We start from the raw sequence: 16,296 nt of genomic DNA, 5'->3' as shown, positions 1-16,296 counted from the left end.
GGGAGCGAAAGGCTATGTTTATGATTGAGCTTGTGATTTGCTTTTTGGCTACCATTGGGTTTGGTGTCATTTTTAGTGTTCCGAAACGAGCGTTGCTACTCGGTGGTGGCATTGGTGTGATCGCATACTCGATTTTTAGTATCGCTCTTTTTTTTGAGGCATCGCCTGTTTTTTCAACAGCACTTGCTTCTCTTGTTGCAGCTGTAATTTCACATCTTCTTGCTCGTTTAGTTAGAATCCCGGTAACAACACTTGCGATCCCAGGCATTATCCCTTTAGTTCCAGGAAGCCGGGCGTACTTTACGATGCTGTCCTTTGTGGAAGGAGAGTATTTAAAAGGTTTAGAGTATGGGGTGGAAACGATGCTTCGTGCAGGGGCTATTGCTGCTGGCCTAGTCTTTGCTTTAGCTGTATTTTCATTTGGGAAGGGGATTGGTCACCGTTATGAAACAAACCGTTGATCGGTTCATTGATAGAAATGGGTTAATAAAAAAAGGTGATACGGTTTTAGTGGCCACTTCTGGAGGACCAGATTCCATTGGTTTGTTACATTACTTACTTAGCAAAGCAGAAACATGGCACCTTGATGTGTACGCTCTTCATGTTGAGCACGGGTTGCGAGGAGAATCTTCTATAGAAGACATGACCTTTGTAAAACAATTTTGTGTGGAAAATCAGATACCGTACTTTATTGAACAGGTGGATGTTCGCGATTATGCTAAAAAGCATGGGCTTACAACTCAAGCAGCGGCCCGGAAGTGCAGGTATGCTTATTTTGAAAAAAAGATGAAGGAGCTTAATGCTCAAGCGTTGGCGATGGGCCACCATGGGGATGATCAAGTGGAAACGATGGTCATGCGGCAAGTACGCGGAGCAAGAGATGGGCTTCGGGGTATCCCAGTGCGACGTTCGTTTACCCAAGGAAACATTATTCGGCCTTTTCTTTGTATCAGTAAAGATGACATTATCGATTATTGTTCATACAATGGTCTATCTTACCGAGTGGATGAAAGCAATAACGAACTTAACTATACGCGTAATCGTTTCAGACATCATGTACTTCCGTTTTTAAAACAGGAGAACCCAAAAGTCCATGAGCGATTCCAACAGCAAAGTGAGTGGCTGAAGGAAGATGGTGATTATCTTCTGCACCTAACCGAAGAGAAGATAGCGCAAGCGGTTTTAAAAAAACGAAGCGGTGAAATCGTCCTTTCGATTTCGGATTATCTGAATATGCCAATCCCTTTACAAAGGAGGGGCTTTCATCTAATATTAAACTATCTTTCCATAGACGAAAATCAGGTTGAAACATTAAGTGTACATATGAACGCATTTCTTGATTTGCTGCAGCATGAACATCCTTCCGGTAGTCTCAATTTTCCGGGAGATCTTTTTGTCCGAAGGTCATATGATACTTGTGTCTTATCGGTTCGGGAAAAAGAGGAAGGGTCACCTAAAGAAAAAAAAGCCTGGCAATTGTCTGTGCCTGGCATTGTTCCTTTCAATGAGGGTAAGATAACAGCATCTGTTCTTCAGAGTTCGGCTAAAAGAAACGACAACGCCAGTATGTGGAGTTTTGCTGGAAAATTTCATGAGCTACCTTTACCGTTAACTGTACGATCCCGGCAAAAGGGAGACCGAATTTCACCAATAGGAATGAAAGGATCTAAAAAGGTAAAGGACTTGTTTATGGATAAAAAGGTTCCTCGTCACCTTCGTGATCGATGGCCTGTCGTAGTTGATCAAAAAGACCGGATTATTTGGATTCCGGGGCTGGCCCGGTCTTCGGTCGCTCTCGTTACGGATCAAACGCAGGATGTTCTCTTTTTGAAATGTGAGTTAGACGCTGAGTTTTTTGGGGAAGGTAAATAAAGGACAACAGAAATATTTTACAAAAGACTCACTCATACATAATGTTGTCTGTGATGTGGAAAAAAGATCGGACTATACTCTAGGAGGCTTAACGGTACATTATGAGAGACGATATTCAATCAGTTTTAATTTCTGAAGAAGAAATTCAGCAAAAAATTGCCGAATTGGGTAAACAATTAACGGAAGAATACGATAACCGCTTTCCATTAGTCATCGGTGTGTTAAAAGGTTCCCTTCCATTTATGGGAGACTTGATTCAAAAAATCGACACCCACGTAGAACTCGATTTAATGGATGTTTCAAGTTATGGTAATGAAATGGTCTCAACTGGAGAAGTTAAGATTGTAAAGGATTTGAACACTTCTGTAGAAGGACGGGACGTCTTAATCCTTGAAGATATCATTGATAGCGGGCTAACATTAAGCTACCTTGTGAAGTTATTTCATTACCGCAAGGCAAAGTCAGTAAAAATCGTCACCCTTCTAGATAAACCTGAAGGCCGAAAAGTTGATCTTGTACCTGATATCGCAGGGTTTACAGTACCCGATGAGTTTGTTGTTGGGTATGGCTTAGATTTTGCAGAACGTTATCGCAACCTCCCGTTCATCGGCATCTTAAAGCCGGAAATATATGAGAGTTAATTAATTGTGATGAAGGATGGTTGTATGGTACTATATTTTAAGTGTACTTGTACGCGGGAGGAGGTAAAGAATGAATCGGATTTTTCGTAATACGATCTTCTATTTATTAATTTTCTTAGTCATTGTTGGGATTGTGAGCCTCTTTAATGGGGATCAGGACGCAACAGAAGAAATGACGTTTAATGAGTTTCAGGAGTACTTAGAAAATGGTGAAATTAACAACTTGACTGCCCAACCGGGTGGAGAGGTATATATTATACGAGGTAACTTAGTCCCTGGTGCTGGTGATGAGGAAGAAGAGACCGAAGAAGGACAATCTTTCATTGTCAATGTTCCAGACACACCAGAAATGATTGGTCAAATTGTAGCGTTAGTTAACCAGACAGATTCGGTTCAATTTGAAGAGGCAGAAGAGCCAAGTGGATGGGTAACGGTCTTTACCGCGATTATTCCATTTATCATTATCTTTATTTTGTTCTTCTTCTTACTCAGTCAGGCCCAAGGTGGCGGCAGCCGGGTGATGAACTTTGGTAAGAGTAAGGCGAAGCTATACAGTGAAGATAAGAAAAAAGCTCGCTTTAAAGATGTAGCAGGTGCTGAAGAAGAGAAACAGGAACTAGTAGAGGTTGTGGACTTCTTAAAAGATCCGCGAAAATTCTCACAAATTGGTGCTCGAATACCTAAGGGTGTACTCTTAGTCGGACCTCCGGGTACCGGTAAAACACTATTGGCACGTGCAGTAGCAGGAGAAGCTGGAGTTCCATTCTTCTCAATTAGTGGTTCAGACTTTGTCGAAATGTTCGTCGGTGTCGGTGCCTCTCGTGTCCGTGACTTGTTTGAAAATGCGAAAAAGAATTCTCCATGTATCATCTTTATAGACGAGATCGATGCCGTTGGTCGTCGTCGTGGCGCCGGGCTAGGAGGCGGACACGATGAACGTGAACAGACGTTGAATCAGCTTCTCGTTGAAATGGACGGATTTGGTGCAAACGAAGGGATTATCCTCATTGCGGCTACAAACCGTGCGGATATTTTAGACCCTGCTTTACTGCGTCCAGGTCGTTTTGACCGTCAAATTATGGTCGGTCGTCCAGATGTTAAAGGACGTGAAGAAGTACTCGGTGTTCATGCGAAAAATAAACCGTTATCTGATGATGTGGAACTTAAAACGATTGCCTATCGTACACCAGGCTTTTCTGGTGCCGACCTTGAGAATTTATTGAATGAAGCGGCCCTCGTAGCTGCTCGTTCGGATAAAGAAAAGATCGATATGGAATCCGTAGAAGAAGCGATTGATCGTGTAATTGCCGGACCTTCTAAGAAGAGTCGTGTCATCTCTGATAAAGAACGTGGTATTGTAGCACACCACGAAGCCGGACATACCGTAGTTGGTGTAAAGCTTGAGAATGCTGATATGGTTCACAAAGTAACGATCGTTCCTCGTGGTCAAGCAGGCGGCTATGCCATGATGCTGCCAAAAGAAGATCGCTACTTCATGACCAAACCAGAGCTAATCGATAAAATCATCGGTTTATTAGGCGGCCGGGTTGCAGAAGAAGTGATGTTCGGGGAAGTAAGCACTGGAGCTCATAATGACTTCCAGCGTGCAACGGGGATTGCTCGCAAAATGGTTACTGAATATGGTATGAGTGAAAAGCTTGGTCCATTGCAATTTGGTTCACCTCAAGGAGAGGTGTTCCTTGGAAAAGATATTAACAATGAACCAAATTACAGTGATGCGATTGCTCATGAAATTGATACAGAAATTCAACGAATCATTAAAGAATCTTATGAGCGTTGTAAACAGATTCTCGTTGAAAATAAAGATAAGTTAGAGCTCGTAGCAGAAATGCTTCTTGAACATGAGACGCTCGATGCTGAGCAAATTAAGTCCCTCGTTGAAGATGGAAAAATGCCAGAAGGTCATCATATGGCTGACAAACTAAATGGTGACTCAGAGGATGATCTTAAAGTAAACATCCAAGGCAAAAAAGACGAAGCCGATACAACAGAAGAAGCTGACAACAAGGAAGAAAACCGAGGAAGTTACCTCGACAGTCAGATTGAACGACCGTTCGGTGACGACGAAGATAAAGATAACAATAAAAAAGAGTAAACATGCAATAAGGCCTGCTCAAAAGGTCAATTGGAGGGGTGTCTTAAGAGGTCAAAAACCAACCTTTTAAGACACCCTTTTCTTCTGGAGAGATACACAAGTTTAGAGCGACAGCTATCTTCACGCCGCTCGTCTCAAGGGGAAACATCCTTGAAACTTAAAAATATACGGCGAAATCTAACGCTGTTTTCTTATTCTTGGTGAAGGAGGGGCGTAGATGCTTTTAGTTTTAGACATTGGAAATACGAATATTGTAATCGGCGTTTATGATGGTGAACAACTCATGCACCATTGGCGGATTGGAACGGATACGAATAAAACGGAAGATGAGTATGCCATGGTTATAAGAAGTCTCTTTGACCACGCTCGTGTTACTTTCCGTAATATTGATGGTGTAATGATGTCCTCAGTAGCACCATCGATGATGTATGCACTTGTGAAGATGTGTAAAAAATACTTTAATCTCGATCCTCAAGTGATTGGACCGGGAATAAAAACAGGTCTGAATATTACTTCAGAGAATCCTCGAGAAATAGGTTCTGACCGGATTGCCAATGCTGTAGGTGCATTGGAGCTTTACGGTAGTCCCCTCATTATCGTCGACTTCGGAACAGCCACTACATTTTGTTACATCAATGAACGGAGGCAATATATTGGTGGTGCGATCGCTCCAGGAATTAAAATAGCGACAGAGGCACTTTATAATCATGCGTCCAAACTTCCAAGAATTGAAATTACAAAGCCGGATGGAGTGGTAGGTAAAAATACAGTACATGCTATGCAGGCGGGAATTGTTTATGGCTACGTCGGCCAAGTGGAAGGAATCGTAAAAGAAATGAAAAAACAAGCGAAAGAGCCCCCAACGGTAGTTGCTACGGGAGGATTATGTGACCTGATTTCCAATGAAACGAATGTCATTGACCGAGTTGATCCGTTATTGACAATCAAAGGGCTGCAAGTCATTTATGAAAAAAATAAAACACGTTAGTCCTTTAATACAGTGGGATAATAAGTAGTAGTGAAACGAAAGGAGAATTTATTGATATGGCTGATTATTTAGTGAAAGCATTAGCATATGATGGAAAGGTAAGAGCTTATGCCATCCGCTCTACAGACATGGTTCAAGAAGCTGCTCGCCGCCACGATACATGGCGAACAGTGACTGCAGCATTAGGGAGGTCGTTAACTGCAGCGACGATGATGGGAACGATGTTAAAAGGAGAAGAGAAAATAACGGTAAAAATTGAAGCGGATGGTCCGGTAAGTCCGATTATAGTTGACGCAAATGCACAAGGGGAAGCTAGAGGGTATGTGAAAAATCCACATGTTGATCCGGAACGAAATGACGAAGGAAAGCTAAATGTCGCAGAAGCAGTTGGAAGAAATGGTATGCTTTCTGTCGTAAAGTATTTAGGGTTAAAAGATAATTTTACCGGGACTGTCCCAATTGTTTCAGGCGAATTAGGTGAAGATTTTACCTATTATTTTGCTAATTCAGAGCAAACGCCAAGCTCAGTAGGACTTGGTGTCATTATCGAAAAAGATGAGAGTGTATCAGCTGCGGGTGGGTTTATTATTCAACTGATGCCTGGTGTAACTGATGAAGTGATCGATGAAATTGAGAATAAATTAACGGCCATGCCTTCGATTTCTCAACTTATTCAAGATGGGTTAACCCCTGAAGAGCTTCTTCATACGATCTTGGGAGCAGAAAACGTCCAAATTCTTGACCAGGTGGATGTAGCTTTCCAATGCCAATGTTCAAAAGAGCGCATCTCAAATGCGATTATGGGATTAAATGAAGACGACATTGTTGCGATGATTGAGGAAGATGGTGGGGCAGAAACGCAATGTCATTTTTGTAATGCGAAATATACATTTACAAAAGCAGAATTGCAAGAACTGTTAGATGAAAAGCGGGCAGGCGAGCAACCTCAATAAAGGAATACTCATCCATATTTATTGACGGGTGAGAAAGGTTTTGATACGCTAGGTTTTAATATAATAAAACATATAAACATACTCGGGTATCAAACGGGCTGAGGAGGAATTTGGAATGGCAAAGGTTGTTAATTCAATCACTGAATTGATAGGAGAAACACCGTTAGTAAAGTTAAACCGACTTGTCACCGATGAACATGCTGACGTTTATTTGAAATTAGAATTTATGAACCCGGGGAGTAGCGTGAAAGACCGAATTGCGCTGTCGATGATTGAAGATGCTGAAGAAAAAGGCCACTTAAAAGTAGGCGACACGATCATTGAGCCTACGAGTGGAAACACCGGTATTGGTCTTGCGATGGTAGCAGCTGCAAAAGGCTACCAAACGGTCTTGGTTATGCCTGATACAATGAGTATGGAAAGACGGAACTTGCTTCGTGCTTATGGAGCTGAACTTGTCTTAACACCAGGTCCTGAAGGAATGAACGGTGCCATACGAAAAGCGACGGAACTTCAGCGTGAGCATGGATACTTCATGCCGCAGCAATTTCAAAACGAAGCCAACCCAAAAGTACATCGTGAAACAACAGGAAAAGAATTACTCGAACAAGTAGGCGATCAGCTTGACGCCTTTATTTCGGGAATTGGTACAGGAGGTACAATAACCGGCGCGGGTGAAGTGCTGAAGGAGAAATTTCCGAACTTGCATACTGTTGCGCTAGAGCCTCAAGATTCTCCTATATTATCTGGAGGAAGCCCTGGTCCTCATAAAATCCAAGGGATCGGTGCCGGATTTGTACCTGATATTTTAGATACGAAATCGTACGATGAAGTGATGACAGTTTCTACTGAAAATGCTTTTGAATATGCGAGACGTGCTGCTAAGGAGGAAGGTATCCTTGGTGGGATTTCTTCAGGAGCAGCTGTTTATGCCGCGCTTGAAGTGGCAAAGAAACTAGGAAAAGGTAAAAAAGTTGTTGCTGTCATTCCGAGTAATGGCGAACGTTACCTCAGCACACCGCTTTATCAATTTGAAGGAAACGAATAACAAACAGAAGGGCTGGCTTGTATGAGCTAGCCCTTCTGTTTTTCTATACTTTAAGAAAGTTTAACTTTTTTAGCGAATTGGTTTTTGTTAGGGACGATTCTACATAAAACAGGCTTTACTCTACACAAAAGCTGACATATTCTAGAGGCTACTGAATAAGTAGCATACGCCTGAGTGGCAGAGGGTATACTCTTTCTCATGGAGAGAATATGCAAGGAAATAACGCTCCTATTGCCAAAAACCTTGCACCTGATTTTAAGATACACATGGGAATAGCTACGGGGGACTGCTGCAATGGCAGAGACTCCAGCAGGAAAAGCAACAATGGTCTTCTTGCGACGAGGAACCACAGGAGCAGCAGAAGACCCCGCAGTGAGCACCCTTTGTATTTGAGTTCTAAAGCTATTCAGCAATCCCTATTCTACACAACATTGATTTTTTCTACTCGAGGGTTTTTCTTAACTTAAATGATAGAATTAATCTGTTTTTTTTTGTGAGAAAACATCAATACTGGGTAGAAAAAATGTACTTTTGTGTAGAATTATTTTACTTAAATCAACAGGTCCTCTAATAAAACTAACTCTACAAGAATAACGCGAACATTGCAGATATCGGACAGGCTAAGTATAATTAATTTTAAATACACAATTAAAAGTACGCTTTGAAATGGGTGAAGGTAGCACATGAAGCGCTTAGCCGTTGGAAAATCATACAAAATGAGTGAAATCAGCCAAGATTGGTTTGTGACGTTTACGAAGCTTGCAAACAAAAGTAAGCAATATATATTATTAGAAAGTGGCCGAGGGGGACGTTATTCAATGATTGGCGTTTCTCCTTGGGCTGAACTGATTGGGAAAGATAATAAACTGACGATCCACACCAATGAAAAAGAGGAAGTGTTGATGGGGCCATTGCTACAAAGCCTGGAGAAATGGCTCAAAGAATATGAGACTGATAAAGTGGACAGCCTCCCTGACTGTCAAGGAGGTTTGTTTGGATCCGTCAGTTACGATTTAATTCGAGAGATCGAAACATTGCCTGGAAAAGCAGCAGATGATCTGAAAACGAATGACCTTCATTTCCTTGCTTTTGATGACCTTTATGTGATTGATCATCATGAAAAGCTTTTCTGGGTGATCACGCATATACGTGTTGGAGACAGTAATGAAGTTAAAGAAGAAAAGCTGGAAACACTTCACCAAGCATGGCGGAAAGCAGAAGAAAAAACATTAGGAGAGACACAATACTGGTATAAAAGTGAGCAAGAGCAACGTTCTTATACTCGAATACGTAGCTTTTCTCAGCCAGCATTTATGGAAGCGGTAAAACAAGTGCAAAGCTATATAGCTCAAGGGGACGTTTTTCAAGTGAATCTTTCCGTTAGAGAATCTCAGCCATTGTTTACCCACCCACTCCATGTCTATGATTGTGTCCGCCAATTCAACCCATCACCTTATATGGGTTACTTCCACACAAGTGATGTACAGCTTGTAAGTGCTTCACCGGAGTTGTTGGTGAAAGTAAAGGGAGACGAAGTGAGCACACGTCCAATCGCAGGGACGAGATCAAGAGGAAAAGATGAACGAGAAGATCAACAGCTAGCCGATACGTTAATCAATAATGAAAAAGAACGAGCTGAACACGTTATGCTTGTGGACTTGGAGCGAAATGACCTTGGAAGAGTTTCCCGTTATGGCACAGTGGAAGTAGACGAGCTGATGGTCATTGAAAAGTATTCCCATGTGATGCATATCGTCTCCAATGTTCGCGGGAAACTAGCTGATAATCGTTCCGTGGCCGATGTAATCGCAGCGACATTTCCAGGCGGTACTATCACTGGCGCACCAAAAATCCGCACGATGGAGATCATTGAAGAGCTTGAACCCGTCAGAAGAGGTGTTTATACCGGCTCTTTAGGTTGGATTGGCTTTAATGGCGATATGGAATTGAATATATCGATTAGGACGATGATCGTTGAAAATGGCACAGCCCACGTACAAGCCGGCGCAGGAATTGTCATTGATTCTGACCCGGAAGCAGAGTATAAGGAATCTTTAAAAAAAGCGAGAGCGTTATGGAAAGCAAAAGAGATGAGTGAAGATGAGATAAGAAACAAGATGAGGTTGAGCTGAGGAGGGTATTAACATGATTTTAATGATCGATAATTATGATTCATTTACGTACAATTTAGTCCAATATTTGGGTGAGTTGGGAGAGGAGCTTGTCGTCAGACGTAATGATAAAATTTCTGTAGATGAGATTCTTGAAATGAAGCCAAAATTTATTATGATTTCCCCTGGTCCATGTTCCCCGAATGAAGCAGGTGTGAGCATGGAAGTAGTACAACGTTTCGCAGGGGAAATTCCCATCTTCGGAGTGTGTTTAGGACATCAATCGATTGCGCAAGTGTTTGGTGGTAACGTCATCCGTGCCGATCGATTAATGCACGGAAAAACCTCTGAGATCTATCATGACGAAAAGTCTGTCTTTAAAGGACTGCCATCTCCCATGGTGGCTACCCGTTACCATTCTTTGATCGTAGAAAGAGAATCTCTTCCTGATTGCTTTAAGATCAGTGCACAAACGGAGGAAGGAGAAATTATGGCGATTCGTCATAAAACACTGCCTGTCGAAGGGGTACAGTTCCACCCTGAGTCGATTATGACGGCCGAAGGGAAGAGGCTACTAAAAAACTTTATCGAAGAGTTCAGGGAGTTGAATCGACATGCTAATTTACTGTAATGGCAGTATCATTCCACCGCAGGAAGTAAGAATTTCTCCATTTGATCACGGTTTTATGTATGGACTCGGTTTATTTGAAACTTTTCGCACGTATCAAGGTCATCCATTTTTGTTGGATGACCATTTTCAACGATTACATGATGGGCTGAAAAACCTCCGTATAAACGTCAGCCAATATGATCGTAGACAAGTTACCGAGATTATTCAAAAACTTCTCAAAGAAAACGAGCTAACTGATGCCTATTTTAGATGGAATGTCTCAGCAGGAGAGGGGCCGATAGGGCTTTCAACCTCCGCATATTCCTCTCCAAATACGATTGTTTTTATAAAAGAGCTTCCTTCTAAAGCAACTTTAGAGAAAAAGCTCGTTGTTTTAAGTCAGCCACGTAACACACCTGAGGGCAAAGAAAGGTTGAAATCTCATCATTTTTTGAATAATATTTATGGAAAATTAGAAATAGCAGATGAAAGAGACGCGGAAGGTCTTTTTTTAACAGCGGAAGGGTATGTTGCAGAAGGGGTTGTTTCAAATGTGTTCTGGCGCCAAGGGGAAAATGTGTTCACACCAAGTGTAAATTGTGGCATTTTAAACGGAGTCACTAGACAATTTGTGATTCGGTTAATTAAAAGTTTAGGCTACTCGGTCCATGAAGGTTTTTATCCTTTATCTGCATTACTTGAAGCTGAAGAAGTTATGATAACGAACTCTATTCAAGAAATTGTGTCTATTTCAAGCGCTAAAGGTCATCCATTTGCAGGTCACGATGGGTTACTGTATAAAGAGCTGTCCGCGATGTATGCGAACGTGACTGAAACCCAATTGTTGTGGTCGCGCGATGAATTAAGTAAAAGGTGAGTGAATTATGTTAACACAAAAATCGTCAAAGATTACTTGGGATCACCATTCACTGGATTTCTCACAAAAAACCTATATGATGGGTATTTTAAACCTCACACCAGACTCTTTTTCTGATGGAGGTCAACATGATGAATTGCAAAGTGCTGTCCGACACGCTGTCGAGATGGTCGAACATGGAGCAGATATTATTGATATTGGCGGCGAGTCGACGCGACCTGGAGCGATAAAGGTCGATGAAGAAGAGGAATTGCGCCGTATCATTGCACCTATCAAAGAGGTAAAAAAACACGTTGATGTCCCAATTTCCATTGACACTTACAAAGCAAATGTAGCAGAAGCAGCGATTGAAGCAGGTGCAAATATTATCAATGATGTTTGGGGAGCAAAGTATGACCCGCGAATGGCAGAAGTTGCTGCTAAGTACGATGTACCTATTATTCTTATGCATAACAGGGAAGAAGCAGTATATAACGACTTAATGATAGATATTATTGAAGACCTGAAAGAAAGTATCGATATTTGTTGGCAGGCAGGCGTTAAGAGGAATCGAATCATCCTTGACCCAGGCATTGGCTTTGCTAAAACATACGAGGATAACGTACTGGTGATGCGTCATTTAGAGCAAATCACTGCCCTTGGTTTTCCGGTATTACTTGGAACATCAAAGAAATCTTTGATTGCTAAAACCCTTGATTTACCTGTCAACGAGCGAGTTGAAGGAACAGGAGCGACCGTTTGTTTTGGTATTGATAAAGGGTGTGACATCGTGCGTGTTCATGATGTGAAGGAAATTAGCAGAATGGTAAAAATGATGGATGTGATGCTTGGTAAAGGAGGTTACCATGGATAAAGTACATATAAAAGGAATGGAATTTTACGCCTACCACGGAGCTTTTGCTGAAGAAAATAAGCTTGGGCAGCGTTGGTATGTAGATGTTTCTTTGGATATGGACACAAAACCCGCCGGTACAACGGATGATTTAGACAAAACCGTTAATTATGCAGAAGTATATGAGCAAGTAAAAAAAACGATGGAAGCTGAGCCGGTCAAACTCGTTGAAACGTTGTGCGAGCGGATTGCCAAAACCTTGCTCGCTACTTTCTCGGTCGTGGAAGCTTGCACCATTAAAGTGATCAAACCTGATCCGCCAATTCCAGGCCATTACGATAGTGTCGCTGTTGAAATTAGAAGGGACCGTTCATCATGAACCAAAGACAAGATCAACAAGCCTACATTGCACTCGGTTCAAATATAGGTGACCGTGAGAAAACGTTAACGGAAGCCATTGAAAAACTGGAAGTAAACCCATCCATTACCTTGCTAGAAAAATCTTCCGTTTATGAAACGGATCCGGTCGGATTCACGGAACAATCGGCTTTTTTAAATATGGTAATTTACATCAAAACTTCTCTGTCACCTCTTGATTTACTAGATTTTCTTCAACATATTGAATCGACACTTGGGAGAAAGCGCGACCTTCGTTGGGGACCACGGACAATAGACCTTGACATTTTGCTCTATAATAAAGAAAATATAAAGTTGGAACGGTTAGAAATTCCCCACCCAAGAATGTACGAAAGAGGTTTCGTACTCATTCCGTTATCAGAAATTGAACCAAAGCTTCGTTTTCCAAATGGACAACAAATTGATCATTATATAGATGATTTATTCGATAAAGAGGGTGTGTGCGAATGGAAGAACTCATCTGGGCCAGACGAATCCGAGCCTTTCGGAAACTAAAAGGATATACGCAAGAAGGTTTCTCAAAAGAGCTGGGAATCTCTGTGTCTGTTTTAGGAGAGATTGAGCGAGGAAACCGTAAGCCATCTGATGAACTCATTGCTTCCGTCGCCAACACATTGGGCGTGACGGTCGATGATTTAACAACGATTAAATAAAGAAGAGGTGAAACCATGCTTAAAATCGGCGATATTACAATGGATAACCAAGTTGTTTTAGCACCGATGGCCGGCGTTTGTAACCCTGCTTTTCGCTTAATAGCAAAAGACTTTGGGGCTGGACTCGTCTGTGCTGAGATGGTGAGTGATAAAGCGATTCTTCACAAAAATGAACGTTCAATGCAAATGCTATACGTAGATGAGCGTGAGAAACCATTGAGCTTACAAGTTTTCGGTGGAGATAAAGATACTTTGGTTGAAGCGGCAAAAGTCGTGGACAAACAAACGAACGCAGACATTATTGATATTAATATGGGCTGTCCGGTCCCGAAAATAACCAAATGTGATGCAGGTGCGAAATGGCTTCTCGATCCGAATAAGATCTATGACATGGTATCCTATGTTGTAGAAGCAGTCGATAAACCTGTTACAGTTAAAATGCGAATGGGATGGGATGAAGACCACATTTATGCAGTGGATAATGCCCGTTCCATTGAAAGAGCCGGAGGAAAAGCCGTTGCCTTGCACGGAAGAACCCGTGTCCAAATGTATGAAGGCACTGCTAATTGGGATATCATTAAGGATGTAAAGGACTCGGTAAGTATCCCTGTTATCGGAAACGGTGATGTGAAGACTCCTGAAGATGCTAGACGGATGCTTGATACAACAGGTGTTGATGGTGTGATGATAGGAAGAGCGGCATTAGGAAATCCGTGGATGCTTTATCGCACTATTCATTACTTGGAAACAGGAGAAAACATCCCAGAGCCTTCACCAAGGGAAAAGATGGACGTAGCTACTCTTCATATGGATCGTCTCATTGATCTTAAAGGTGAAGAAGTAGCGGTTCGTGAAATGCGCAAACATGCATCCTGGTATATTAAAGGAATGCGAGGGGCTGCTCGTGTACGTGACCGAATTAATCAAGTAACGAAAAGAGACGACCTTGCTGCTGCATTAGATGAAGTAGTAGAAGCCGTCGAGGCAAGAAAAGCTAAAGATGCCTCTTCTGAAGTTGCTGGTTAAGCGACTAAGTTGACAATACAGGAAGAGTCTCCTATAATACCTCTGAGATATAACGGAAACTGCCAGTCTGATACTGGCAGTTTTTCTTCATTTGTCGTTTATAAAAAAGAACATATAATAGCTTTTGAATTTGAAGCATGGGAAAAGCAAATTACGTAAACAGGAGATGGTGAAGTTGAGTCAAGAATTAGAATTAAATGACCAGCTGCAAGTCCGACGCGAAAAAATGAAAGAAATGATCGACTTGGGAATTGACCCATTTGGAGGGCGATTTGAACGTACACATACGGCAACCGAGGTAACAAAGGCCTATGATTCTTTCACAAAAGAGGAACTAGAAGAGAAAAGCTTTCCGATAACACTAGCTGGCCGCATTATGACAAAACGAGGAAAAGGAAAAGCTGGTTTTGCTCATGTTCAGGACCTCTCAGGTCAAATCCAAATCTATGTAAGAAAAGATTCAGTAGGAGACGAACAGTACGATCAATTTAACAAAGTTGACATCGGTGATATTGTGGGTGTCTCTGGACTAGCATTCAAAACAAAAGTAGGCGAGCTTTCTGTGAAAGTAACCAGCTTCCAACTACTTTCAAAGTCTTTGCGCCCGCTTCCTGACAAATATCATGGGCTAAAAGATGTAGAGCAACGCTATCGTCAGCGTTACCTCGACTTAATCGTGAACCCCGAAGTTCGCGAAACTTTTGTATTAAGGAGTCGCATTATCCAATCCATGCGTCGTTATTTAGATAATAATGGATACTTAGAAGTAGAAACACCGATGCTGCACTCCATTGCAGGTGGAGCATCCGCGCGTCCGTTTATTACCCACCATAATGCTTTGGATATGACACTTTACATGCGGATTGCAATCGAGCTTCATTTGAAGAGACTCATTGTCGGTGGTTTAGAAAAAGTATATGAGGTTGGACGAGTGTTCCGAAATGAAGGGGTATCAACAAGGCATAATCCGGAGTTTACAATGATTGAGTTGTATGAAGCTTATGCTGATTATAAAGATATCATGGCACTGACCGAAAACCTTGTAGCTCATATTGCAGAGGATGTACTAGGTTCAACAAAAATCCAGTACGGTGAAGCAGAAATTGAACTGAAGCCAAACTGGAAACGAGTGCATATGGTAGACGCTATTAAAGAATACACCGGTGTGGATTTCTGGAAAGAGATGTCGGACGAAGAAGCGCGTACTTTAGCTAAAGAGCATAACGTACCTATAAAAGATACGATGAAGTACGGCCATGTCGTCAATGAGTTCTTTGAAACATTTGTGGAAGAGAAGTTGATTCAACCTACCTTCATTTATGGACATCCATTGGATATTTCTCCATTAGCAAAAAAGAATGCGGATGACCCACGCTTTACAGACCGCTTTGAACTTTTTATTGTCGGTCGCGAACATGCAAATGCTTTTACGGAACTTAATGATCCGGTTGACCAGCGTGAGCGATTCGAAGCTCAACTTGTTGAACGGGAGCAAGGTGATGACGAAGCGCATATGATGGATGACGACTTCGTAGAATCGTTAGAATATGGAATGCCGCCAACTGGCGGTCTTGGTATTGGGATTGACCGCTTGATTATGCTGTTAACAAATGCACAATCTATTCGAGACGTTTTGTTATTTCCACAAATGCGTCATCGTGAAACATCTGAAGAATAAACTACAATATTCAGTGACGCCCTTGCTGCTTTTAGGTAGCAAGGGCGTTTTGTTTTGCAGGATTTTCATGAAATATTATTGCAAAAGGAAGGGGATTAACTATAATGATCGGTTTTGTGATAGTATGTTGAATGGTAGAAAGAATTTCGGGCAAAATATTTTTTAAGTTTTTTCGTTTTTAGGGTTGCTTTCTTTTGAGAAAGCGTGGTATATTATTATTCGTCGCTGACACGACAACGTTCGATACAGCGCAAAACAAAATTCAACAAAAAAGTTTTTAAAAAGTGTTGACTCGCGGTTGGCTAAATGTTATATTAGTTAAGTCGCCGAAAAACGACACCGAAAAACATTTTGACCTTTGAAAACTAAACAAAAAGCCAAGCGAAACGTGGGATATTGAGAGATATTCCGTCAATGAATTATTTTATGATGTCAGAGACATCGAACTTTCTACGGAGAGTTTGATCCTGGCTC

General features: G+C 41.7%; 16 protein-coding genes. All 16 read left to right on the top strand.

Annotated elements, in window-relative coordinates:
* The first annotated feature begins 14 nt into the window (after positions 1–14).
* The 16 genes from CDZ94_RS20750 to lysS all read left to right on the top strand — a co-directional run bounded on the left by CDZ94_RS20750 (position 15) and on the right by lysS (position 15,822).
* The gene (locus CDZ94_RS20750; RefSeq protein WP_096441113.1) at positions 15–461 is read left to right on the top strand and encodes a threonine/serine exporter family protein; all 447 of its coding nucleotides are present in this window, start codon (positions 15–17) and stop codon (positions 459–461) included.
* A complete protein-coding gene (gene tilS / locus CDZ94_RS20745; RefSeq protein WP_096441111.1) occupies positions 445–1,872 on the top strand; it encodes a tRNA lysidine(34) synthetase TilS in 1,428 nt (475 codons plus the stop codon). The genes CDZ94_RS20750 and tilS overlap by 17 nt, the downstream gene beginning before the upstream one ends.
* Before the next feature lie 101 nt (positions 1,873–1,973).
* Entirely contained in the window at positions 1,974–2,513 is a 540-nt protein-coding gene (gene hpt, locus CDZ94_RS20740; protein WP_096441109.1) for a hypoxanthine phosphoribosyltransferase, read from the top strand.
* 70 nt (positions 2,514–2,583) lie between these two features.
* On the top strand, positions 2,584–4,629 hold the full coding sequence (ftsH, locus tag CDZ94_RS20735; RefSeq protein WP_096441107.1) for an ATP-dependent zinc metalloprotease FtsH: 2,046 nt from the start codon (positions 2,584–2,586) through the stop codon (positions 4,627–4,629).
* A gap of 217 nt (positions 4,630–4,846) precedes the next feature.
* The gene (locus CDZ94_RS20730; protein WP_096441105.1) at positions 4,847–5,617 is read left to right on the top strand and encodes a type III pantothenate kinase; all 771 of its coding nucleotides are present in this window, start codon (positions 4,847–4,849) and stop codon (positions 5,615–5,617) included.
* A gap of 56 nt (positions 5,618–5,673) precedes the next feature.
* The gene (gene hslO / locus CDZ94_RS20725; RefSeq protein WP_096441103.1) at positions 5,674–6,570 is read left to right on the top strand and encodes an Hsp33 family molecular chaperone HslO; all 897 of its coding nucleotides are present in this window, start codon (positions 5,674–5,676) and stop codon (positions 6,568–6,570) included.
* A 115-nt stretch (positions 6,571–6,685) separates the two neighbouring features.
* Positions 6,686–7,618, top strand: a complete 933-nt coding sequence (gene cysK / locus CDZ94_RS20720; RefSeq protein WP_096441101.1) for a cysteine synthase A — start codon at positions 6,686–6,688, stop codon at positions 7,616–7,618.
* Between the two features lie 683 nt (positions 7,619–8,301).
* Complete coding sequence (locus CDZ94_RS20715) at positions 8,302–9,750, top strand: anthranilate synthase component I family protein (protein WP_096441099.1); 1,449 nt, start codon at positions 8,302–8,304, stop codon at positions 9,748–9,750.
* A gap of 13 nt (positions 9,751–9,763) precedes the next feature.
* Complete coding sequence (gene pabA / locus CDZ94_RS20710) at positions 9,764–10,360, top strand: aminodeoxychorismate/anthranilate synthase component II (RefSeq protein ID WP_096441097.1); 597 nt, start codon at positions 9,764–9,766, stop codon at positions 10,358–10,360.
* Positions 10,344–11,216, top strand: coding sequence for an aminodeoxychorismate lyase (pabC, locus tag CDZ94_RS20705; protein WP_198546753.1), 873 nt, complete (start codon positions 10,344–10,346; stop codon positions 11,214–11,216). The genes pabA and pabC overlap by 17 nt, the downstream gene beginning before the upstream one ends.
* Positions 11,217–11,223: 7 nt before the next feature.
* A complete protein-coding gene (gene folP, locus CDZ94_RS20700) occupies positions 11,224–12,069 on the top strand; it encodes a dihydropteroate synthase (protein ID WP_096441093.1) in 846 nt (281 codons plus the stop codon).
* Positions 12,062–12,427, top strand: coding sequence for a dihydroneopterin aldolase (gene folB / locus CDZ94_RS20695; protein WP_096441091.1), 366 nt, complete (start codon positions 12,062–12,064; stop codon positions 12,425–12,427). Before folP ends, folB begins: the two co-directional genes overlap by 8 nt.
* Positions 12,424–12,960: a 2-amino-4-hydroxy-6-hydroxymethyldihydropteridine diphosphokinase gene (gene folK / locus CDZ94_RS20690; RefSeq protein WP_096441089.1), complete on the top strand. Its 537-nt coding sequence runs from the start codon at positions 12,424–12,426 to the stop codon at positions 12,958–12,960. Before folB ends, folK begins: the two co-directional genes overlap by 4 nt.
* Positions 12,912–13,118 (top strand): helix-turn-helix domain-containing protein, encoded by a 207-nt coding sequence (locus tag CDZ94_RS20685; protein WP_096441087.1) that lies wholly within the window; start codon positions 12,912–12,914, stop codon positions 13,116–13,118. The genes folK and CDZ94_RS20685 overlap by 49 nt, the downstream gene beginning before the upstream one ends.
* A gap of 15 nt (positions 13,119–13,133) precedes the next feature.
* A complete protein-coding gene (gene dusB, locus CDZ94_RS20680; protein ID WP_096441085.1) occupies positions 13,134–14,144 on the top strand; it encodes a tRNA dihydrouridine synthase DusB in 1,011 nt (336 codons plus the stop codon).
* Between the two features lie 175 nt (positions 14,145–14,319).
* Positions 14,320–15,822 (top strand): lysine--tRNA ligase, encoded by a 1,503-nt coding sequence (gene lysS, locus CDZ94_RS20675; protein WP_096441083.1) that lies wholly within the window; start codon positions 14,320–14,322, stop codon positions 15,820–15,822.
* Positions 15,823–16,296 lie beyond the last annotated feature (474 nt).

This window comes from Alteribacter populi (assembly GCF_002352765.1).
Lineage (GTDB): Bacteria > Bacillota > Bacilli > Bacillales > Salisediminibacteriaceae > Alteribacter > Alteribacter populi.
Note: the sequence above shows the minus strand (reverse complement) of the source record. Positions and strands in the feature narration are given on the sequence as shown.